Source organism: Polaribacter batillariae (genome assembly GCF_017498485.1).
Classification (GTDB): domain Bacteria; phylum Bacteroidota; class Bacteroidia; order Flavobacteriales; family Flavobacteriaceae; genus Polaribacter; species Polaribacter batillariae.
Genome location: NZ_CP071795.1, coordinates 963,153 through 987,035, shown reverse-complemented (window position 1 = coordinate 987,035; position 23,883 = coordinate 963,153). Strand labels below are relative to the sequence as shown.

The following is a 23,883-nucleotide window of genomic DNA, read 5'->3' as shown; positions in this document are numbered from 1 at the left end:
ATGTTGCGTTTTTGATGTTCTCGTAAGTTATTCTAAAATTATTTTCTTGTATAACTTTGCGTTTTCTGCTTGTAATTTTACAATGTAAACTCCTTTTGCTAATTTAGGTAGCGCAATGTTATTTACGTTTGAAGCTTCAAAAGAAGTGTTTAAAACTTGTTTTCCTAAAATATTGAATAAAGAAATTGTTGATGTTCCTTTTTGTAAACCAACTACTTTAAGATTATTATTAGAAGTATATATGTTAACGGTGTTTAAAATTTCTTGGTCTGCACTTAAAACAGAAGAAGTTTTAGCGTGTATATAAAAACGCCCCTCTATATTACCAGCAGCTACGTTTGTTTTGTATTCTGAATTTACTTCATCTAAACGAGTAAAAGTATTGTTTTCTCTATCTTCTAAAAATACTTTATAGTCTGTAGGTAAATTTAGTGCTTCTGCTGTAAAAGTAATTTCTTTTGCAGTTTTAGTGAAAACTCCTAAAGGAATTACCATGTCTTCTAAATTACTATTAGGTAATGATTGTATTTGATAATTTTTACTTTGATTACCTTCTAATAACTTACTAAAAATATCTATATTATTTGGAACTCCGTTAAAAGTTTCTCCATCATATCCATTATCAAAACCTAAAGTACTACCATTTTGGTATCTTACTTTTGCATATCTTGTTACGTCTCCATCCTTAATATTTACTATTATTTCTGGTTTTCCAACAGATTTTAAGAAAGTATCTGTATCGTGACTTAAAGAAGAGGTTTCAAAAGTTACATCTCCATTACCAGTTGCTGCTTTTGCTTTTACAAAGAAAGCTTGTCCAGGAGCAATTTTAAAAGGTGTTACGTCTCCAGATAATTTTGCATCGTAGTTTTTAGAAGATGGATTCCAAACCCAAATTGTTTCAGAATCTAATAAAGCTGTATTTGCTGCCAATTCTAAAAAAGTTTTAGCATTCACATAAGCAGTAAAAGGGTTGCCTATTAGATTAAAATCGGTTCCGCTTGCACCAGATTGTGTGCTAATTGTAACATCTGTAATATTCGTAGTATTTAAAGTTCCTGTAAAAGAAACATCGCCTGTAGTCGTTCTTTTTATAGAATATCCTGTTCCGGTATTAAAAGTAGCAGCAGTTCCTGTAGAATATGCCCAGTTGTTTGAAGCTACAGTATTATTATAGGTAGCAACACCTCTATTGGCTCCAGTACCACTAGCGATATTATTATCAGTAAACCAAGTTGTAGCACCACCATAAGCTTGTCCGTTAACAGGAGAAGACATTAAATGCCAACCTTCTAAATTATCTATAGAAGTATCTCCAGTTGGAGCAGGAGTTGTAATGTTTCTGTTGTAAGTTACCTCTCCTGTAGAGGTTCCTGATACTATTAAAGAACCTCCAGAATTAATGGTTAGAGAAGCTCCAGCATCTATCGTTAAATTATTAACTGTTGCACCTGTAGTTGCTCCAATTACTGGGTTGTTGGCACTTACTTGAACGTCTGCATCTGCTGTTGCTATTGGAACAATACCATTTGTCCAGTTAGCTGTAGTTGCCCAGTCTGAATCTGTACTACCAGTCCAAGAATTACTTGTTGTAAAGGTATTTAAATCAGTTGTTATAAAATCAAAAGTGATTACATCTCCTGATTGTGGAACAGTTCCATTATTGTGAACACCTAAACTTAATTTAATCTGATTGAAGTCATCTGTAAGACCTGTTTTGGTAATTGATATTTCTTGCCATGTATCTGCAGCTGCTACAGCAGTTACACCTGAAAATTGAGCAGAACCTATAAGTGAACCTCCAGCATCATAAAATTGCCATCTAGCTCTTACATTAATTCCGGCTCTTGACGACTTTGCCCAAAAATTTATGGTCATTTCATCTCCTGTTAGGCCTACAGTTTCTCCAAAGTCATAGATGTCGTTTTCTAACCAATTACCTCCTGATGTTGCATTTTGTGTAAAGGTAACTGTTCCTGATTGTGAACCTATTATAGGATCTGTAGTAGTATAACCTCCTGTAATATCAGGACCATTAGCTGTCCAGTTTGTCATAGTTTCAAAATCTGGATTAGAAAGCCAGTTATCAGTATCAATAATTACTATTTGTGCAACTTTTAATTCTCCTCCTGCTGACCAATCGTAGGCATTACCTTGTTTTGCTCTAATGGCAATTCTATCTATTATACCATCAGGTGTAGTTGTTTTTACGGTAATTGGAATATCATAAGTAGTAAATCCTGAACCAGCAGCAACAGGTGTTATTGTAAAATCTGTTCTACCAGCTGTATTACCTGCCGTACTTCCAGGTTGATAATTCATAATTTGCCATTCAGAATTTGCAGTAGAATTTTCAACCACAATTCTTATCACTCTATACTTTGTTTCTGATAAATTTAAGCCTTCAGGTGTTCTAATTTGCTGAAAACCGCCTGTAAATGTAGTTGCATCGCCAGTAGTTACAAAACCGTTTGCATTATATGCAAAACTTGGAAAACCACCTTGTGTAAAGGATTCTGTATCTGAATTGAAATTATAAACAACATCTTGTCCATAAAAATTTACAGAAAAGACTGTTAAGAGAATAAGTAAAACTTTTTTCATAATTTTTGTTTTTAGTTAATAATTAATTTTTGTGTTTTTGTGTTATTATTTTCGTCAATTAACCTTAGTAAGTACATACCTTTGCTAAATTGAGAAAAATTTAATGATTGATTATTAAATTTATTGATTTCAAATACTTTTTTACCAATTAAATTAAATAACTGTACAGAAGATAATTGTGCTTTTGTTTTAATATTTACAATACCATTACTTGGGTTTGGATATACAGATACATCTGTAGCAAATTTATTATCTTCTACCCCTAAAACCACATGAGAAAACTGAGAACTAACATTATCGAAAGTTACAGTATCTCCTGTAAAAGCGGTTGAAGATTCGTTAATTTTAAGCCTAACTTGAATTTTATGAAATGGTTTTGTAATTGGTTTATTAAATGTAATTGTTTCCCAGGTATCTGCAACAGTTACTGTTTTTTTACCTGTATTTGCTGTTTCTAAAACAGCGCCAGAAGCATCTAAGGTTCTAAAAACCACTTGTAATTCTATTGCTGTATTATTTGATTTTGCATCAAAACTTATAGAAATACTAGAAGGGTTAACTGTTTGACCAAAATCGTACTCATCGTTATCTAAAAAATTAAATGTTGTAATGTCTTGAGTAAATGTTAATACTGCAGCTGTAGTACTTCCGTTTCCTGTACCAGAAGTTAAACTTACATCTGCTCCATTATTTGTCCATCCATCTAAAGAACCTGTTTCAAAATCTCCGTTTGTAACAAACATATCTTCTGTTGTAGTTTCCAGTAACTCAACATCATCTATTAAATAAGTGGCATTACCTGTTCTTGCAATAATTCTAAGGTTAAGTGGGTCTGTTGTTAAGCCGTTAAAAGTTGTTACATATTCTTCCCAAACGTCAGTTGCTTTAATTGTATAAACAGCACCTCCAAAGAAACTACCTTGAAAAACATCTCCACGAATTTGAGAATCTTTCGTTCCTTTTACTTTAAATTTAAGAAGGTAATTACCAGCTTGCGTAAGTGTGATATTGGGATCTATTTTTGCCCCAGAGTTTTGAAGCGATGTAGCTATAATTTTTAAAGAACCATTTGCGGTTGCTCCTTCTGAAGCTTCATGAGAAATAGTTCCAGAATTTTGAGAAACCCAGCCATTTATGTCTGTGTCAAAGGTACCATTTACTACTTGCGAAAAGCCAATGGTGCTTAAGAATAAAAAGAATGCTGATAAAGTAATTTTCTTCATATGAATAAGGTTTTAATTGATTGCGATTTTCGAATGATTGAATGTGTTATCTTCAAAAAAAGTTCTTAAAAAATAAACTCCGGTGTTAAATTTAGTTAAATCTATGCGATTGTGCAAAATTTCAAGTTCGAAATGTTTGTTATTAATTGTGTAAAGAATTATTTTTTTTATTTTTTTTGAAGATTCTACGTTTAAATATTGATTTACGGGGTTAGGATATGTTTTAAAAATATTTTTAGCACTCGAAACATTTTCGACACTTAGCACTTTTCCTTGTATAGAAAAATCATCGAAATAATATTCTCCTGAAATTTTGCCACACAAAACCTGAAATTCTATACTTGTTGTGTTAGAAGGTATGGTAAAATTAAACTTGTATTGTTCGAAATTTGTACTGGATACGCTAAAACTATTGGAAGCATTGAATGTTGCTACACCATTTGAAATTGTTTTTATTCGAAATTTAAATTGTTGTTGAGGTGTAGATGCTTTTGCAAATACACTAACTTCAATAGTTTTATTAGAAAAGGTATCATTATTAATCGTGCTATTTTTTAAGATTACCTCATTAAAGCTATTGCCAGCATTTGTAACATTTACATTTAAAGATTTGTTGTTTTTACTATTGTTAGGTGTGGCTTCTGTTAATGAGGCTACTGCATTATTTTGTGTAAAGAGATGCCATATGTGGTTTGCTCCGCATTCTATATCTGTATTTTTAATTAATTCGTTGTTAATACATGTACTTACAGAGGTGCCAAGCAAAACATTTTTAATTTCTTCAACCCAAGTTCTGTCTGTTACTTTATAGACTGTTTTTTCTGCTTTGTCTCCTGCATCCCAAGCTGCAAAACTAAAACCTCTACTGATAGCAGCTTCTGCTAAATACTCGTGGTAAGCAATTCTAGAGGCTTTATCTGGCCCGCCAAAGTTGCCACATTTGCCTTTTACATAATTATAACCACAAACATTGTCTGCGGAGAATTCCCCTAAAAAAATAGGAACGTTGTTGTTTGTTGCCCAGGTTTTTACTTGATCAAATTCAGAATCTACAATTGCTTTATCATCCGTAGTTCCCCAATCGTTATCTGTAAATTTCTCTTTAGAAGAACTAGTAAAATTAAAAGGTCTATAATAGTGAAACGTTGGTATTAAGTAAGAATCGCTGTTTAAAATAGTTGATGAAATTTGTAATGGTGCTTGCCAAGAATTAGCACCACCCCTGTAATTATAATATTTCTAGCAACATTATTGTTTCCGGAGTTTCTTATAATATTTATAATATCTGTATTTAAAACATTCATTTCTGTGGCAAACATTCTAAAATAAGGTTCGTTTACAATTTCAAACAATAAATTATAGGAATAGTCTTTAAAACGTTCGGAAATTTGCGTCCAAATAGCTCTAAACTTTTGATTATCAGCTACACGTTTTGCTGAGGTTGGATGGGTGTATAAAGCTGGTTTATAAGAAGCATCAAAAGTATCTAAAAATTCTTCTTTTAGTTTGGCTCCATGAAAATCTAAAATAACAATAAGATTTTCGTTTAAAGCCCAGTTAATAACGGTTTCAATTCTATCTAAATAAGAAGCATTTACAACATAGTCTTTAGAAGTACCAGTGTAAGATGCAGATGTATTCGCACTTTTAGAATATATAGATGTATCTCCAGAAGTTCTACTCCCAAAAAAATCCATTGGTATTCTTACATTGGTAAAGCCTGCAGTTGCAACGTCTTGTATGTAGGTTCTTTGTAGCACAGGTGCCCAGTTTCCTTCTACAGGAGCACTAAGTACATTGCCAATATTTATGCCTCTTCCCATATTTTTTACCATTTGGTTAGGAGCAATTTGGGCAATGGTAAACCCCGTAAAGAGAAAAAATAATAGCGAAACTAAAGAAAACAGTTTTTGCATGGTAAAATCTTTGTGAGATTATCATTTTTTTCTACTTTTTTTTCTTTGGGCTTTTATTTGCTCTTTTGTAAGAATTTCTGAAAAAATCTTTTTATAGTAAGATTTATTAAGTTTGTCTTTTTCTTCTTTACTAGCATCTTTGCCTAATTTTTTTAAAGCATTAATTCTTTCTGTATGAATTTTAATGATTTCAACTTTTTGTTCTTCAGATAGTGCTACATTGGCATTGCCTTTTACAATTCTGTCATTTAATTTGTTGGTAATTTCAGTAGCTTTAGTTTTAACTCTTAATACCTCTTTCTTTGATTGTGAAAAAGTTGTGAACGACAACCCTAAAAAAAGGACGAATAAAAAAGTAATTTTTTTCATGACTTAAATTTATTTATTGTTTTTAAATATTATGAATGTAAATATCTATCTATAATATAAATTTAAGGTTTAATAATTGTCAGTAAAGGTATTAAATGAGTGAATTCTACTGGAAATTGCAAAAAAACGACTGTTTTTGTAAAGATTTTGCATTATTTTTTAGAAAACAGCAATTGCAAACCTTGGTAGTTTTGTTCGATAATAACCTCAGGATCACCTCCTTTTACGTGTCCTAAAAGGTTAAAAGGGCCTCTGTAATTTAAGTCAATTAATTGTTGAATCATTTGCTTTTCTAGGTTTCCTTTTCCAATAGTAATTATTTTGGGACCCTCTGCTTTCATTCCATTTAAACTTACAGACCATAAGTAGGGTAACAAGCTTTTTATGTTTTCGTGATAATTATCTAAAGAATCGTGTGCATGATGAAAATTAAACACAACTCCTAAATCTTCATTTGGCAACGCTTTTATAATTCGAAGTTGGTTTTGAGGCTTCCCAAACCAACCTCCATGGTTGTACAATGCTATTTTACAACCTAATTTATTTGCTCTTTTAGACAAATAAGATATCATGTTTACAGATTGTTTTAAAGCTTCTGCATCTGTTAAGTCATTAAAATATTCTGGATAAAAACCCACCCAAATTTGAGTTTTTAAGCCTACTTTTTCTAGATTTTTAAAAACAGCTTCTGCATCGGGTCTTAAGGCACCAATACTATCTTTATATAAATTTACATAAAGCCAAACTGCAGAGAGTTTTATGTTTTTTTGAGCTGCCAACTGCCATTCTTGTGCCATGGTAGGCAAATGTTTAGGGCGATAACCATAAGCATATTGTTTGTACCCTAAACGTTCTAACATTTCTAAACGCTGCTTTGGTGTACGCTCTTTTACGTCGAAACCAACGATAGACCAAGGAATTAAGTTTTCTTTTTTAAACAATTTAGATGCTTCCTTTTTATCGGATTTACAGCTTGATAAAAAAACAACTAGCAATACAAAAACAGCTTTTTTTAATACATTCATAATTTGTATTTAGGGTTTTTTACAGGCTTTTGGTATTCTGTATTTAATTTCCATGTTTCCAGTCTTTTTTTCATTTTTGAAATAATTTGTGGGTTTTTTTTGGAAATTTCAATTGTTTCATAAGGGTCGTTCTTTAGATTGTATAAATTATATTTACCACTTTCTATAACTTCTGTCATTTTATAACCATCCATTTGAATCACATTTACCCATTCACTGGCAAATTCTTTTTTCTTCTCGTTCCATCTTGCATAGTTGGTGTATTGCCAAATTAAGGCATCTCTTTTGGTTTTTGATGTTTTTTGGAATAATATAGGCGAAATATCTTCGCCATCTAAAATATAATTTGTGGGTTTTGGTGTTTGGGTTAAACCTAACAATGTTGGGTAAATATCTACGTGAATAATGGGTTCTGTTGATTTTGAGCCTGCTTTAATTTTGTTTTTCCATTTAAAAATGTACGGAACACGAATACCGCCTTCAAAAGTTTCTCCTTTTACACCTTTATAAGGCTGATTAAAAATATTACTTTCGGTTTTATAATGTCCATTATCACTAGTAAAAACGATAATTGTATTGTCTTCTAAACCTAATTTTTTTAAGGTTTGCAATAATTGCCCCACACTATCGTCTAAACTTTTAATCATCGCTAGCACCTTAACCTCATCGTTACCAACCTCTTTATGGTCTTTTAGTTTTTGTTTAAAATAAGATACATATTCAGGCTTTGGTTGCAAAGGTTTGTGCACTAAATAATAAGGAACATAGGCAAAAAATGGCTTGTTAGCTGCTTTTGCTTTTTTGATAAATTCAATTGTTTTTTCAGTAATTACATCAGCAGAATACAAAGTATTGTCTAAATCTGTTTGATTTGGCGATGTTTTAAAGTTGTAATGCCCTGTAATTTCATAACCTTCATCAAAACCTTGATTTTTTATCTGCAATTCGTTTTTACCTAAATGCCATTTACCATAGGCAGATGTTGTGTAATTATTACTTTTCAATGCTTCTGCAATGGTTATTTTATCTAAACTTAAACCAGCTCCAGAACCTTTTACTTTATTAATTTCTGGTGGTAAAAACTGCATGGCTTTCAATGTTTTTTTATCTTTTTTATACCTGTCTGCAACCCTATAGACTTTGTGTCTTGGCACATATTGGCCTGAAATTATGGATGCTCTAGAAGGGGCACAAGTTGGGTCGTTCGAATAGCCGTTTGTAAAATGCATGCCTTCAGAAAAAAGTGTATCGATATTTGGCGATTCTACCAAAGTATTGCCATAACAGTTTAGGGCATTAATACCCAAATCATCCGCCAAAATAAAAACGACGTTGGGTTTTTGTTTAATTGATGTTGCATCTTGAGCCTTACAAGAGTAGAGAGTAAAAAACGATAAAAAGGCCAATACCAACTTATTCATAACTATTAAATGCTGTAATTTGAATTGCTTTTGTGTTTTTGAATACGTTTAAACGAATTCCATAAATAGCATTTCCATTCAGTTTTATTCGCAAACCCTCGCCAATTGTTTTGCCATTATAAATAGTATTCCAATTGCCATTTTTGTCTTTTGTTTCAATTGTAAAATCACGGACACAATGCGAACGCATATTTTCACTTAATAAAACCGTATTTACCTTTTTTGCTGATGTAAAATCTAAACTTAAACTAGGATTTTTATCGTCTTTTCTAGGTTCCCACCATTTTTTTAGATGAATTCCTTCGCTAAACACATTGCCTTTGGTGTTGTAAATAACAGTTCCTTTTTTATTTTTATCTAAGAAGGAAGATTCAGAAACGATAAATTCTTCTTTAGAAATTGGTTTGGCTTTCCAGGTTTCAATTCTTTCAAATTGATTAGGATTTTCAGCCAAAGTCAACTCAACAATGTTATCTAAATTTTTATCAAAATGAAGAATGAGTTTTCCGTTTTTAATTTCGTGATTTTTGAAGCCTTCTGTAATGCCTTTTGCTGCTATTATTTTTGTTGGCAGTTGAGGTAATACTATAGCAACTTCTGTATTGTTTGCTCTTTTTTGCAAAACATGAATGTACAATTTGTTGCCAATTTGAGTGGATGCGCCATAATCGCCACCAATATAAATTCCACGACGTGTGTTTTTAATGGTGTTTCCGTATTTTTTAATCCAATTTCCAAGTTTTTCTACTTCAACAACTTCTTTTTCTACAAATTCTCCTTTTCCATTTGGGCCTAAATTTAATAGTAAGTTTCCGCCATTTCCTGCAACCTGAATTAACATACTTAACACAGTTTCATATGGTTTTATGGGGCCTTTTGGGCTGTACAACCATTTGTCTGTCATGGTTAAGCAGGCTTCCCAGTATCTATGATGATTTACGGGGCCTAAACTTTGTTCTGGAGTGTCGTAATCTCCTCGATCTTCCAAAGGCCAACCAAAACCCACTCTGGCATTGCTTATAATTCCTGGTTGCCATTTTTTTAGATCTTTTAAGATGTGATACGAATCCCATTGCCAATATTTTGTTGCTAAATGATCCCAAAAAACACCGTTAATTTTACCATATTTTGTAAATAATTGTTGGATGTGTTGTTTCATGTAAGGCAAATAATTTTCGTAGTGTTTTTCTCGAAGATTGTCTGGATGAAACCAATCTGGTTGCGAATAATACCAAAATAATTTTACACCTGCTTTATGTGCAGCATCAGCCAATTGTTTACAAATATCTTTTCCATAAGGCGTATTCATAATACTATATTCTGTATTTTTTGCATCAAAAAACACAAAGCCATCATGATGTTTTGCTGTAAATACAATGTATTCTGCACCCCAATTTTTTATTTGTTGCATCCATTTGTCTGCATTAAAATTTTTTGGGTCGAATTTTTTATAAAGATTATCGTAAATTACTGGTTTTATACCATTTTTAGCGGGTTTTCCTGCTCCAGGTCTTTCTCCATTTCTGCCCCAACTCAACACATTTGTTTTTAATAAGGCGGGTCCCCAATGCACAAAAATACCGAGTTTGGCGTCTTTAAACCATTCTATTTCTGTTTCTGTAGCATAGAGTTCTTTTTGTTGCTCTGCAGTTACATAAAAACTAGAATCTTTGGCAGCAAACTGCCATTGATCTTTATAGCTGGGTTGCTGTTTTTGAGCGACATTATTTAATGAAACGTATATAAATAATAGAAGTAGTGTATATTTCTTCATACTTTATATAAGACTCTAAAACTAAAAAATAGTTTAATTATTTTTTTAAAAATTGATTAAAATCTTTTACGTTTTCACAACAAACTTGTTCCATAACTTGTTGCAATTGTGTTTTTAAGATAGCGATTGTGTGGTCGCCACCTTTTTTTCCTAAAGCAGAAACACCATACATAAAACTGCGTCCCATAAAAGTAAATGCTGCACCACTGGCTAATGTTCTGGCAATATCTGGGCCAGAGCGCATGCCACTATCCATCATTACTTTAATTTGATTTCCATATTTTTCGGCAATTCTTGTTAATGGTTTTATGGTTGATTCTCCTGCATCCAATTGTCTTCCTCCGTGATTCGAAACAATAACTCCATCTAAGCCTAATTGAATTGCAGTTTCTGTATCTGCTTCAGTAGCGACTCCTTTTAAGACAATTTTACCTTTCCACATATCGCGAATTGGTTTAATTTTTTCTTCCGTTAAACGTCCAGAAAAAGTATTATTCATAAATAAGCCTAGTTGTTTTAAATCGAGATTTTTAGGCATGTAGGGTTTTAAGGTTTCAAAATTAGGTTGCCCATATTTTAAGGTGTTAAATGTCCACTCTGGTTTTCCTAAAACTTGAAGAATGTTCGATAACGACATTCTTGGTGGCATTGCCAAACCGTTTCTAATATCTCTGGGTCTAAACCCAAATGTAGGTACATCGCATAAAATAACCAACACAGGGCAATGTGCGGCTTCTGCTCGTTTGATAATATCGTCTCGTAAACGGTCTTCTGTAGGATGATATAATTGAAACCACGCTTTTCCTTCTGTAATTTCGCTAATGCGTTCGATACTGCTAGTTGTAACAGTGCTTAAAATAAACGGAATGTTATGTTTGTGAGCCGATTTTGCTAAAATTTCTGGTGCATTGGGCCACATTAAGCCTTGCAAGCCAACAGGAGCAATTCCAAAAGGAGCATCGTATGTATGGCCAAAAAGTGCTGTTTTTAATGTAGAACCTCCATGTGGGTCTAAGTACTTAGGAATTAATTCTACGTCTCTAATTTCTTTTGTGTTTTTATGAAGGTTTACATCGTCGTTACAACCACCATCTAGGTATTCGAAAGCAAATTTTGGAATGCGTTTTTTTGCTTTTTTACGCAAATCATCAACTGATGGGTATTTTGTATTGTATTCTAAATTCATTTTTATTCTAATTGAAAAATATGCTCCATCAATCGCCACTTTTCGTTAGGTTTTGATGTTGGTAATTTTTGTTGATATGTCCACATAAGAGTTTCCCATTCTTGTACTTTTGGGTTTTTAGCATCCATCATTGCTTTTTTTTCAAAAGAAAAAGTACTATTTACCTCCATAATCATAAACAATCGATTATCTACACAGTAAATATCTAAGTTTTCTATACCAGCGTTTCTAATACTAGCAGTAATTTCTGGCCATATTTTTTCATGATATTTTTTATATTCGGCTATAAGTACAGGATCATCAACTAAATCTAACGCAAAACAATGTCTTTTTAAACCTTTCATTTTGTAAACTGTATATATTTAACGATTTATTGTTTCGTGTTTTTTAAACACGGTTAAACCATACCAAGCGATATAAGCAAAGCAAATTAAAGGCAAAATAAAAGAGAAATTAATTTCTGAAACCCCCATAATTTTGGTGTCTGCAACGCCTCTTCCTCCAGCATCTATAATTACCCCTTGTAGCATTGGCAGTAATGCACCCCCAACAATGGCCATGACCAATCCTGCAGAGCCTACTTTAGATTGTTCTTCTGTTAAGTCATTTAATGCAATTCCGTAAATAGTTGGAAACATTAGAGACATGGCAAAAGATATGCCTACAACACCATATAAACCGAAAATACCTTCAATAAATATAGCCATTAAAACAAAAATGCTTGCGAGCAATGCAAAAGACATTAGTAATTTGCCAGGGCTCATAAAACGTAGCATTGCTGTTCCTACGATACGACCTAAAGTAAATAACACAAATGCTATAAATTGGTAAGTAAATACGTTAATTTTTTCATAGCCAACCACATTTGCATTTGCTAAATCGATCGCTTCTGCATATTGGTAAATATAAGTCCATGTCATAATTTGAGCTCCCACATACAATATTTGAGCAATTACACCTAAAACATATTTTTTATTGCCTAAAAGTTTTTTAAAAGTATCTTTTAAGCTAGGCATTGTTCCTTCTTCTTTTGATTGTGGCATTTTATTTACTAAAAATAAAACGAATACCGCTAAAATAACCAATCCTAATATTACATATGGATCTCTAATTACGGCCAAATCAGAGACTCTAATTAAGGCTCTTTTTGTTTCGTCTAAAGCACTAAAATTTACAATATCGTCTGATTGCAGTTTGTCATACACAAAAAATTTAGCGACTAGTAGTCCAGCAATTAATCCAACAGGATTTACAGATTGCGCTAAATTTAAACGTTGTGTTGCTGTTTCCTTTGCACCCATTGCTAAAATATAAGGATTTGCTGCAGTTTCTAAAAACGCCAAACCAAAGGTTAAAACATATAGCCCTAGGCAGAAAAACCAAAACTGTTCTGTAATGGCTGCAGGATAAAATAATAAAGCCCCAACAGCGTATAACCCTAAACCTATTAATACCCCAACTTTATAAGAATATTTACGCATAAACAAAGCTGCGGGTAATGCCATACAAAAGTAACCACCGTAAAAAGCCATTTGAACCCACGAAGCTTGGGTGTTTGTTAATTCTAATACTTTTTTAAAAGCATTAACCATAGGGTCTGTAACTGCATTTGCAAAGCCCCAAAGCGCAAATAAAGATGTTACTAAAATAAAAGGAATCAATACCTTTTTGGATACGACTGGTGTTTTTGTAGTGTTTTTCATAATTATATTGAGCGATCTAAATGAGTATATCCACCATCTACAAAAAATAATTGGCCTGTAGTATGGCTAGAGGTTTCTGACAATAAAAAAGCAACCGAATTTGCAATTTCTATAGCAGTTGTCATTCGGTTTTCCAAAGGAATATTTTTTGTAATTTTATTTAATTTTTCTTTAGGGTTTGGAAATGTATCTAGCCATTTTTTATACAATGGTGTAAAACATTCTGCCACAATAACTGCATTTACACGTATGCTGTAAGGTAGTAATTCTACAGCCCATTCTCTGGTTAGTGCGTTTCTTGCCCCATTTGCAGCTGCATAACCAGAGGTTCCTCCTTGGCCTGTAACCGAAGTTTTAGAACCTATGTTTACAATTGCACCTTTGCTTTTTTTAAGTTCCGGCAACGCAAAATGTGCCATTGCATAATAATGCGTTACATTTCGTTGTATTGAGGTCATAAAATCGTCGTAATTTCCGTTTTCTAACCCCACACCATCGTTAACGCCAGCGTTGTTTACCAATCCGTCAATACGACCAAATTCTTTAATTACAGTGTTTACAGCATCTTCACAAGCTTGTTTATCTGTTAATTCTGCGAAAGCATAAAAGGCTTTACCACCATTGTTTTTTATTTTTTGAACAGCGTCTAAAACATTTTGTTTATTTCGACCAACAATTACAGGAATAGCACCTTCTTCTGCTAACAAATTACAGATGCCATTACCAATGCCTTTTGAGCCACCAGTAACAATAATTACTTTATTTTTAAGCTTTAAATCCATATTTTTAGTTGTTTAAAGAATACCAGTCTTTGGCATTCAATCCCATTATTTGTTGCTGTTCTATTTTAGAAAATTGTAAAATATAGTTTTCTATTAAACCTACTGTTTTTGTATAATCTCCAGCTAATAAGCTTACTGGCCAATCGCTTCCGAAAAGGGTTCTTTTGGTGCCAAAAGAATCGAATACCACATTAAGATATGGTTGTATGGTTTCTTTTTTCCATGTGCTCCAATCGGCTTCTGTGGCCAAACCAGAGACTTTACAGGCTACATTTTTAAAGGAGGCTAATTTTTCGATATGCTTTTTCCAAACCGTTATTTTTTTATCTTTAATGTACGGTTTTGCACAATGGTCTAAAATAAATTTTTGTTTCGGAAAAGAAGTAACCAACTCAATAGCTTCTTCTAATTGATGTGGAAATATTAAAATATCGTAGGTTAAATTGTGTTTTTCTAGAGCAGAAATACCTTTTTGAAAATCTTTGCGTAACATAAAACCATTGGGTTCTGCTTGTACAATATGTCGTAAACCTTTTAAGTTTTTGTAAGATGAAAAATAACTTAGTCGTTCTTGAATATTTCCATTACACAAATCTAGCCAACCTACCACACCTTTTATAAACTTATTTTTTTTAGCTAAATCTAACAAAAATTGAGTTTCTTTTTCTGAAGTAGCTGCTTGTACTGCCACACAACCATTAAATTGATGTTTTTGCAGTAAAGGTTCTAGATCTTTAGGTAAGAAATTATTTTGAAGCACAGCCATTTCATCTGTAATCCACATATCTCTTTGCGGATTAAATTGCCAAAAATGTTGATGTGCGTCTATTCTCATTATTTGTATGCTACTGCTTTTTGTTCTGAAACGCCTAAACCTTCAATTCCTAAACGCATTACGTCACCTGGTTTTAGATATTTTGGTGGATTGAAGCCTAAACCTACGCCAAAAGGTGTTCCTGTAGAAATAACGTCTCCAGGTAATAAGGTCATGTATTGACTGATGTATGCAACTACTTCTTGTACGTTAAAAATAAAGTCGGATGTTGAAGAATGTTGTAAACGCTCGCCATTCACTTCTAACCATAACTCTAAATGATTAGGGTCTTTTATTTCTTCTTTTGTAGCCAAAAACGGTCCAAGAGGTGCAAATGTATCGCAGCCTTTTCCCTTACACCATTGGCCTTCTTTTTCTATTTGAAAAGCACGTTCCGAAACATCGTTATGTAAAACATAACCTGCAATGTAATCTTCTGCATCTTCTATATTTATATACGATGCTTTTTTACCAATTACAATGGCCAATTCTACTTCCCAATCGGTTTTTGTACTATTTTTAGGAATTACAACATTGTCGTTAGGCCCCACAATTGCGGTGGTAGATTTAAAGAATAATACAGGTTCTTTTGGTATTTGCATGCCTGCTTCTTCTGCGTGTTTTGCATAATTTAATCCTACACAAACTATTTTTGAAGGTCTTGCGATTGGCGAACCTAATCTTACAGCATTATTAATCGCTGGACAATTCGATTCGTTTGTTTTTAACCATTCTTTTAAACGTTTTAAGCCGTCTGTTTCAAAAAAATGTTCGTTATAATCTTCGCCAAAAGCACTAACATCTATTCTTTTATTTTCTAATTGAAGTCCTGCTTTTTCGTTTCCTTCTGCTCCGAATCTTATGAGTTTCATTTTAAAATATCTTTGTTTTTTGTTTAAATCTTAATAGGGTTTTGAAATTTATTAAGTATTTGTGCCGTTAAATTTAGCCATTTAATTTAATAAATCCGCCATCTATTGGAAAATCTGTTCCTGTAATAAAAGAGGCTTCATCGCTGCATAAATACAAGGCAAGGTTTGCGATTTCTTCGGGTTTTCCCATGCGACCAATTGGTTGTGTTTTAGATAAATTCTCGAACATTTCTGCTTGATTATCTGGATAATTTTGCTTTATAAATCCATCTACAAAAGGTGTGTGTACACGTGCAGGAGAAATAGAATTGCATCTAATTCCGTTGGCAATATAATCTTTTGCAACTGAATACGTCATTGTTAATACAGAGCCTTTGGTCATAGAATATGCAAATCGATCTGAAATTCCAACAGAAGATGCAATCGAAGCCATATTGATAATGACACCACTTTGTTGTTTTTTAAAGTGTGGAATAACGGCTTTCATTCCGTTATAAACCCCTTTGATATTAACGTTGTACAAACGGTCTAAATCTTCGAGATTGGTGTTTTCTATGTTTCCTACGTGTGCAATTCCTGCGTTGTTTATTAAAATATCAATAGTATTGTTTTTTACGATTTCTGTAACAATAGTATTTATTTGTTTTTGATTTGAAACATCGCATTGATAGAAATGTGCAGCACCATTTTTATTTATAATTTCTAAAACTGTTGAAGTTCCGTTTTCTTTATTAAAATCAAGAATACAAACCTGTGCACCTTGTTTTGCAAACGTGGTTGAAATGGCTTTTCCAATTCCACTTCCTCCACCTGTAATAATTGCTGTTTTTCCTTTTAAACTAAATGCCATATTATTGTAATTGAAGTTTTTTAACCCATACAGCTCCGTTTGGAAAACTGAAGGTTTCTAAAGATTCTGGTTTCATTGTAATGCTATATCCTGGTTGTTTTGGTGGCATGTAAGCGCCATTTTTAATAACTACAGGCTCGAAAAAATGCTCGTGTAAATGATCTACGTATTCTATAATTCTATTTTCGGTGGTGGCACTTACACAAATATAATCGATCATAGATAGGTGCTGTACATACTCACACAAGCCAACGCCACCTGCATGTGGGCAAACGGGTACTTTATATTTTGCTGCCATTAATAATATGGCTAAAATTTCGTTTACTCCACCAACTCTACAACTATCAATTTGACAAATTTGCAAAGCATTTGCCATAATTAATTGTTTAAATATTACTCGATTCTGGCAATGTTCGCCTGTGGCAACTTTAATGGGAGCAACTGCTTTTGCGATTTTTGCATGCCCTAAAATGTCATCTGGACTTGTAGGTTCTTCAATCCAATATGGGTTAAATTTTTTAAGCGAAGCCATATTTTCTATGGCTTCATCTACATCCCATTTTTGGTTGGCATCCATCATTAATTGTAAATCGTCTCCAATTTCTTCACGAATAATTTGTGCACGACGCATATCGTCTTGTAAATTAGACCCCACTTTTATTTTCATGTGTTTAAAACCTTCTGCTTTTGCTTCTTGGCAAAGTCGTCGCATTTTAGTGTCGCTATAACCTAACCAGCCTGCAGAAGTGGTGTAAGCAGGGTATCCTTTTTCTAACAAATTATCAATTCGATTTTGTTTTGTGGCTTCGTTATTTTTAAGAATTTCTAAGGCTTCGTTAGGGGTAATAGCGTCTGTAATGTAAGTAAAGTCTATACATTTTACGAATTCTTCTGGCGCCATGTCTGCAATTAATTTCCAAAGTGGTTTTTTTTCTGCTTTTGCATATAAATCCCAAACAGCATTTACGACGGCTCCAGTAGCTAAATGAATTACACCTTTTTCTGGTCCTAACCAACGTAATTGGCTATCGCCTGTTATCATTTTCCAAAAATCGCCCATATTTTTAGTAAACGATTCTAACGTTTTTCCGACTACTAAATGAGACAATGCCTCAATGGCAGCAACGCACAGTTCATTTCCACGACCAATTGTAAAAGTTAATCCATGGCCTTCTAATTCTGGATGATTGGTTTTTAAGATAACGTAAGCTGCAGAATAATCTGGGTCTAGATTCATTGCATCAGAACCATCTAACGAGTCGCTAGTTGGAAAGCGCACATCTTTTGTGACGACATTTGTTATGGTAATCGATTGTTTCATTATAAATAATTTATTACTTCACAAATGTAATTTAGTAGAAGTGTAAAGTCCACTACATATTCAACATAGACTAATACTAATTTTGCATTTAATGTTTTGCATATTATTATACATCTAGTTGATGTGTTTTTTTAGATAGGTTGAAGGGGAAACATGTTTTATATTTTTAAATTGCCTATTGAAATTAGATAGGTTATTAAAACCAGATTCGTAAGCGATGGTCGCAATATTTAATTGATTTTCTTGAAGTAGTTTGCAGGCATAACCAATTCTTATTTCGTTTACATATTTCGAAAATGTTTTGCGATGCACACGCTTAAACGATCTGCTAAAAGCACTTGTATTCATTTGTGCAATTTTTGCAACGCTACTTAAACTAATTTCTTGATTAAAATTCTTAAATATGTAGGCTACTACTTGGCTTGATAATGCAGCATCTTTTTTTTGTAATGAAATTGTGTAACCACGACTAGACAGTAGCTTATAGTTTTTATGGATAGAAAGCCGATATAAAATATCTAAAAACAGGTGGGTTTTGTAAAAGACAGAAGAAGTTACTAAATCTTCTATATCTTGTCTTAATTTTTTAGAAACACTTTTAAAATGTATGCCTTGAGCTGCTTTTTTAAATAGCTTAGAGACTGATTTCATTTCGGGCAAATCTAAAAATTCGGTGCCTAAAAAATCTTCTTTAAAGTGAACTGAAATGGCTTCTGCTTTAAGAGTACTGTTTTCTTTGAAATAATTGGCATCGTTTAACCACATGTGTGGTAAGTTTTTACCTATTAAAACCACGTCTCTAGGTTGAAATTTTTGAATGCTATCTCCTATAAAACGTGTTCCTTTACTTTTTAAAATTGTGACCAACTCTAACTCAGGGTGATAATGCCAAATTTTTAAAAAGTTCGGATAACTATTTAATTTTACTGAAATTGTTGCAGTAGTATTGCTTCTATCTAATAAATGTAATTTCATCGATTTATAAAATTAATGATAAAAAAACAATTAGCAATTAAAAATGCAAAAAAAGTACTAGCTATATTGAGAAATAAAAAAAATATTTATTTTTTTTCTTTGATATTTGAAAGATATTTTGTGTGTAAAATAAATTTTAATTTTTGTGTAGTTTTTTGATATTCTGGATAATTTACCACATTCTCATTTTCAGATTTATTAACGCTGTGGTCGTATAACATTGCTGTTATGGTTGAATTGTCTTTGGGATTGATAAATTCTGTATAGCTAAAATTTAAAGATTTAACTGTAAAACCATTCCCTTTCTTTATAAAAACCGTTTCTTTTCCTGCTTTGGAAAGATCTGCTAAATTAGCAACCAAACTTTTTCCATCTAACTGATTTTTTGGAATGTTTAAATTGCAAAGATGTGCTAAAGTAGGGTAGAGGTCAACCAATTCTACTAGGGCATTTGTTTTTCCGCTTTTTTTTGATAATGGATTGTAAATAATTAAAGGTACTTGAGTAGAGGTATTGTAATTCGTAAATTTTGCCCATTGTGTGTGTTCTTGCAAGTTGTAACCATGATCTGAAACTAAGATAACAATGGTATTTTTATCTAAATTTTGTGTTTTTAATTCAGTTAAAATTTTTCCGATTAAAGCATCTGTGTAACTAACTGTGGCATAATAACCATGAATTAAATCAATTGCGATGCTATCGGAAACTTGTCCTGTTTTAGGGATATTAGAATAGGCTCTCATTTCTGGCCAATTGCTAATAGACATTTTTGGGGCGTTTTTAGGGATAAAATTATAGTTCTGTGGTTGTTTTATGGATTTTCTATCATACAAATTCCAATACTTTTTTGGGGCATTAAATGGTAAATGCGGACTGATAAAACCCGCTGTTAAAAAGAACGGTTTGTTCGTTTTTTTTAGTTTTTTTATGTCTCTAATTACTTTTTCGGTTAGTAATCCATCAATATAAATAGAATCGTTTACTTGTGTACTCTCATAAGCAGGGCCTGTATTTGTGGCTTTGTATTCGGCTATATTTTCTTTATTTTGATAATCTTTCCAAAGTGATTGCCAATAATCTGTTGGTGCTAAACCTTTGTTGTTTTTATCAAAAGCATAAGGTCTCCAAACTTCGTTCCAATCGTTTTCTCGATCGTCTAAATGATGGTATATTTTTCCGTTAGAAATGGTTGTATATCCATTTTCTTTGAAGAGTTGAGGCAATGTAATTGCATTGGGCGTTTCTTTTTCTACAAAGGTATTGTAGTTTAAAAACCTATTTTTAGTTGGTAGCATTCCTGTAAGCATGCTTGCTCTAGAGGCACCACAAACAGGAACATTACAATAGGCATTTGTAAACTGAATTCCTTTTTTTGCCAAAGCATCTATGTTTGGAGATTTTATTTGTGAAGCTCCATAACTGGCTATTTCTGGGCGCAAATCATCCATATACAATAACAGTACATTGGGTTTTTGAGCTGTGTTTTTTGGGTTGGTTTTACAAGAAAAAAATCCACCAAAAAAGATTATTAGAATGCAAAACTTTAAAAAATTCATTATTTTTATTCTATTGTTTCTTTTAAAATTTGGCTCTCTTTAAAACCAATACGTTGTGCGATGGTGTATATTGTTTGTCCCTTTTTTACAGTAATTGGTTCGGAATAAAGTTGCCAACCACTATTAAAATCTAGTTTTTCGTCACGATTATTTGAAATGATATAGGCAATTGAAGCTCCTTTTGTGGCTGAAGATAATGTTACTATATCTTTATTAATGGTTAACGTTACATTTTCTGTAATGGGTTGCTTAAAATTGGGCCACATTTGATTGATTAATGTAGCTTCAGGTATTTTACCATAATCTATTTTGTCTTTTTGAAAAGTATCTAATGCTGTTCTCATTTGTTCTAAAATTTGGGCATAGGCTGGTTTATCAGCAAGATTCGTTAAATTAAATGGGTCGTTTTTACAATCGTATAATTCTTCTTTGGTTTTAGTGCCAAACCAAATTTTTTGAACGTCGTTTAGTTTATTTTCATCTCTTAATTTTAAGAAAGTAGGCATCATAGGAATGTTTTTTCTATAGGCTACATCTTTATATTTTGGCAATTCTGGGAATGAGTTTCTTAAGTACAAGTATTTTTTGTTTCTAACAGAGCGAATACGATCTGTAAATTCATCAAACCGATCTGAACTACCAAATACATACTCTCTTTTTGTGGTATCGTATTTTCCCATGAATGCGTAACCTTCCATATAATCTTTTGGTTTAACGCCTGCTAAACTTAACATTGTTGGTGCTAAATCTACAAAAGAAATAAGTCTATCTGTTCTCCCTTTTTCTCCGTTTATATTCTTTACCATAAAAGGTACTTTTAATCCAGAATCTAAAATGGCACGTTTTCCTCTTGGTAACGGACCTCCATGGTCGCTGTAAAAAAAGATAATGGTATTGTTATATAAACTGTCTTCTTTTAATTCTTTGATGATTTCTCCAACACGTTTATCCATCAACTCTACATTGCTATAATGTCTTGCTATGGTATTTCTAGTTTCTTTATTGTCTGGTAAATAAGGGGGTACAGGAACACTATCTGGGTTTACAGTTAATGGTAGGTTTTTATTACGCCATAAATAACTTTCGTGAGAAACATCAATATTAAAAATAGAAAAGAAAGGTTTTCCTTTGGGTGTGTTTCGCCAATGTGCTTTTGCACTATTTTGATCCCAAGCTGTTACTGGAGCTGCAAATTGATAATCTGTTTTAGAGTTATTTGTAGTAAAATATCCTGCAGCTCTTAGATATTCTGTGTAGCATTTTACATATTCTGGAATTACTGCTGCATATTTTCTAATAGGATTTCCTGCGATGTCTTTTATATCTATTTTGGCGCTATAATCTCTTTTTCCCCACGAAAAAACATCGTGTGAAGTTCTCATGTGAATGGTTCCAATACTTGTTGGGTGCATTCCTGTAATGATAGAAGATCTACTTGGAGCACAAACCCCTACAGTTGTAAAAGCATTGTCGTAAATTAGGCTTTCATTTGCCAAACGATCTAAATTTGGTGTTTTCGCAGTTTTATCTCCGTAAAAAGATAAGGTTGGGCTAATGTCTTCAGTAACAATCCATAAAACATTTGGTTGTTTGGGTGTTACTACTGTTTTATTGGTATCTTTGGGTTTGCACGAGAAAAGAAATAGAAGGGCAATTGTAAACAAATGGTATTTCATTACAATTTAATTTTAATAAAATTAGACTGATTTGGTTTTACAGAAAAGGTTCCTTTTACGAGTTTGTTATCTTCTATAAAAGTGTATTGATATTCGCCATAGAAACCTCTGTTTTTAATAATGCCTTCTTTGTTTGTTTTGTCTGTTACTTGAGTTTTCCAAGCGCCATTTACTAGAGAGAAATAGGCTTTTCCCATAGTTCCTACAGCCCCATCTTTTTTATAAATATCTACTTTTTTGCGTTCGTCTTCTACAAATCCCCAGAACAAAAATTCGCTAACACTAGGATGACTAAACGCTGCGATCATAAAATCTTTAGTGTACTGTTCTCTAATTTCTGGATCTTGTATGTCCATTGTAAATTCTGAAATGCTAATTTTTTTACCAAGACTTGCGTAATAGTTTAAAAGTCGAACTACTTTTTCTGGAGGTGTTAAATCTGAACCAATATGGCATTGAATGCCAATTCCATCGATTAAACCATTGGTGTTTTCGTCGATTCTTTTTACAAAATTGTAATACCATTGTTGTTTTTTAGCATCTAAACCACCTTTGCTAATAATACCATATTCGTTTGTAAATGCCAGAACATTAGGTTGTTGTTCTTTTAATTTTCTAAATCCGTTATACAATATTTCTTCTGATCCTGTAATTTTTTGTAAATCTTGATTGGTATAGGCTTCGTTAACTACATCCCAAAGTGCAACTTTACCTTTGGTAACCTTTAACATTGTATTTATATGGTCGTCTATAAGTTTTACAATGGCTTTAGGGTCGTCTTTTTTCTCTTTAAAAATAGGGGTTAAATAATTAAATCCGGGCCAAATTAACACATGCCCTTTTACTTTGTAATGGTCGTTGTTTAGTATCTCAAGTGCTTTTAGAGTTGTGGGTCTTTTTTCTTTCCACCTCCATGCTTTAATCTTTAAATCATTAGCTAAAACAACATGATTGAATGCTTTTTTGAAGTTGTTGTAATATTTAGGGTTTTCGACAATTTTTTTTGCATCTACAGCTGCACCAAAAGGAAAATCGTGTTTTACAAGCTCGATATTTATTGTTTTATCTGTAAATGGTTTTCCGTTTTTAGTTAATTGAACTTGAAAATCTGATTTTCTGTTTTTTTCAATTCGATAGATTGCATACTTACGCCAATTGGCATCTGCCTCCATGCCTTGGTAAGTAATTTTGGTTTTTGGTAAATCTTTAATATGGGTTCCTTCTGGAAATACTTTAAATTTTAAATCTTTAACTTGAAAAGATTGGGGTTTAAAACCATAATGAAACACAAGTTTAAACTCTTCTTTTGTTAATGCTACATTAGATTCGAAAGGAATGTAATATTTTTGCCAGTTAGATGATATACTTTGCGTAGCCACTAAATTATCTTTATAGGAGCTGGTTTGCCTAAATAAAATATTTACTTTGGCTTCACCGGTTTCTAAACTTGATTTTACTGTTTTAGCTTCAAAAGACACTAAAAAAACTCTCCCTGGTTTATAATTTTCTTCTTTTATAGGAAAAGCTGTGGCACAGTTGTAAATAAATTTAGGTTGTATTAAGGTTTCGAACTCTAATATTGGAGTGGATGCATCTTTGTTTTCTAAAAAAGTTACTTTGGCAAATTTTTTATTAGTTCCAACAAATTTTAATTTATTTTCAAGAATTAAGTTTTCTCCTTTACTATTTTTTTGGGCAAAACCATTTGCCGTTAAAATGCATATGAAAGCTGTTAATAAGAAGTTTCTCATTTTTGTGTATGTATAATTTTTAGTATAATATAGTCTATTTTATGTTTTATTACCATCAGAAAAAA

The 23,883-nt window shown here is 32.5% G+C and carries 20 protein-coding genes and 1 pseudogene; all 21 read right to left on the bottom strand.

Annotated elements, in window-relative coordinates; genetic code table 11:
* Window positions 1-27 precede the first annotated feature (27 nt).
* Complete coding sequence (locus tag JL193_RS04310; protein WP_207972649.1) at window positions 28-2,604, bottom strand: DUF8693 domain-containing protein; 2,577 nt, start codon at window positions 2,602-2,604, stop codon at window positions 28-30.
* An 11-nt stretch (window positions 2,605-2,615) separates the two neighbouring features.
* Window positions 2,616-3,827, bottom strand: a complete 1,212-nt coding sequence (locus JL193_RS04305) for a T9SS type A sorting domain-containing protein (RefSeq protein WP_207972648.1) — start codon at window positions 3,825-3,827, stop codon at window positions 2,616-2,618.
* Window positions 3,828-3,839: 12 nt separating this feature from the next.
* Window positions 3,840-4,592, bottom strand: coding sequence for a T9SS type A sorting domain-containing protein (locus JL193_RS17115; RefSeq protein ID WP_243456909.1), 753 nt, complete (start codon window positions 4,590-4,592; stop codon window positions 3,840-3,842).
* A gap of 120 nt (window positions 4,593-4,712) precedes the next feature.
* Window positions 4,713-4,979: pseudogene (locus tag JL193_RS17450) on the bottom strand (cellulase family glycosylhydrolase); the annotation flags it as partial.
* Between the two features lie 17 nt (window positions 4,980-4,996).
* Window positions 4,997-5,743, bottom strand: coding sequence for a glycoside hydrolase family 5 protein (locus JL193_RS04295; RefSeq protein ID WP_207972647.1), 747 nt, complete (start codon window positions 5,741-5,743; stop codon window positions 4,997-4,999).
* 21 nt (window positions 5,744-5,764) lie between these two features.
* Window positions 5,765-6,112, bottom strand: coding sequence for a hypothetical protein (locus tag JL193_RS04290; RefSeq protein ID WP_207972646.1), 348 nt, complete (start codon window positions 6,110-6,112; stop codon window positions 5,765-5,767).
* Between the two features lie 152 nt (window positions 6,113-6,264).
* Window positions 6,265-7,137 (bottom strand): sugar phosphate isomerase/epimerase family protein, encoded by an 873-nt coding sequence (locus JL193_RS04285; RefSeq protein ID WP_207972645.1) that lies wholly within the window; start codon window positions 7,135-7,137, stop codon window positions 6,265-6,267.
* Entirely contained in the window at window positions 7,134-8,558 is a 1,425-nt protein-coding gene (locus JL193_RS04280; RefSeq protein ID WP_207972644.1) for a sulfatase, read from the bottom strand. Before JL193_RS04280 ends, JL193_RS04285 begins: the two co-directional genes overlap by 4 nt.
* Window positions 8,551-10,332, bottom strand: a complete 1,782-nt coding sequence (locus tag JL193_RS04275; protein WP_207972643.1) for an alpha-L-fucosidase — start codon at window positions 10,330-10,332, stop codon at window positions 8,551-8,553. Before JL193_RS04275 ends, JL193_RS04280 begins: the two co-directional genes overlap by 8 nt.
* Window positions 10,333-10,369: 37 nt before the next feature.
* A complete protein-coding gene (locus JL193_RS04270; RefSeq protein ID WP_207972642.1) occupies window positions 10,370-11,518 on the bottom strand; it encodes an alpha-hydroxy acid oxidase in 1,149 nt (382 codons plus the stop codon).
* A gap of 2 nt (window positions 11,519-11,520) precedes the next feature.
* Window positions 11,521-11,862: an L-rhamnose mutarotase gene (locus JL193_RS04265; RefSeq protein WP_207972641.1), complete on the bottom strand. Its 342-nt coding sequence runs from the start codon at window positions 11,860-11,862 to the stop codon at window positions 11,521-11,523.
* Window positions 11,863-11,880: 18 nt separating this feature from the next.
* The gene (gene fucP, locus JL193_RS04260; RefSeq protein ID WP_207972640.1) at window positions 11,881-13,221 is read right to left on the bottom strand and encodes an L-fucose:H+ symporter permease; all 1,341 of its coding nucleotides are present in this window, start codon (window positions 13,219-13,221) and stop codon (window positions 11,881-11,883) included.
* Between the two features lie 2 nt (window positions 13,222-13,223).
* Entirely contained in the window at window positions 13,224-14,003 is a 780-nt protein-coding gene (locus JL193_RS04255; RefSeq protein WP_207972639.1) for an L-fucose dehydrogenase, read from the bottom strand.
* 4 nt (window positions 14,004-14,007) lie between these two features.
* Complete coding sequence (locus JL193_RS04250) at window positions 14,008-14,838, bottom strand: amidohydrolase family protein (RefSeq protein ID WP_207972638.1); 831 nt, start codon at window positions 14,836-14,838, stop codon at window positions 14,008-14,010.
* Window positions 14,838-15,689, bottom strand: a complete 852-nt coding sequence (locus JL193_RS04245; RefSeq protein ID WP_207972637.1) for a fumarylacetoacetate hydrolase family protein — start codon at window positions 15,687-15,689, stop codon at window positions 14,838-14,840. The genes JL193_RS04250 and JL193_RS04245 overlap by 1 nt, the downstream gene beginning before the upstream one ends.
* Before the next feature lie 73 nt (window positions 15,690-15,762).
* Window positions 15,763-16,539 (bottom strand): SDR family NAD(P)-dependent oxidoreductase, encoded by a 777-nt coding sequence (locus tag JL193_RS04240; RefSeq protein WP_207972636.1) that lies wholly within the window; start codon window positions 16,537-16,539, stop codon window positions 15,763-15,765.
* 1 nt (window position 16,540) lies between these two features.
* Window positions 16,541-17,860, bottom strand: coding sequence for an L-fuconate dehydratase (locus tag JL193_RS04235; RefSeq protein ID WP_207972635.1), 1,320 nt, complete (start codon window positions 17,858-17,860; stop codon window positions 16,541-16,543).
* Window positions 17,861-17,974: 114 nt separating this feature from the next.
* A complete protein-coding gene (locus JL193_RS04230) occupies window positions 17,975-18,835 on the bottom strand; it encodes an AraC family transcriptional regulator (RefSeq protein WP_207972634.1) in 861 nt (286 codons plus the stop codon).
* Between the two features lie 86 nt (window positions 18,836-18,921).
* Window positions 18,922-20,391, bottom strand: a complete 1,470-nt coding sequence (locus JL193_RS04225; protein WP_207972633.1) for a sulfatase — start codon at window positions 20,389-20,391, stop codon at window positions 18,922-18,924.
* A 5-nt stretch (window positions 20,392-20,396) separates the two neighbouring features.
* Window positions 20,397-22,067 carry a sulfatase-like hydrolase/transferase gene (locus JL193_RS04220; protein ID WP_207972632.1) on the bottom strand — a complete coding sequence of 557 codons (1,671 nt, stop codon included), beginning with the start codon at window positions 22,065-22,067 and terminating at the stop codon, window positions 20,397-20,399.
* Entirely contained in the window at window positions 22,067-23,818 is a 1,752-nt protein-coding gene (locus JL193_RS04215) for an endo-1,4-beta-xylanase (protein WP_207972631.1), read from the bottom strand. The genes JL193_RS04220 and JL193_RS04215 overlap by 1 nt, the downstream gene beginning before the upstream one ends.
* Window positions 23,819-23,883: the final 65 nt, after the last annotated feature.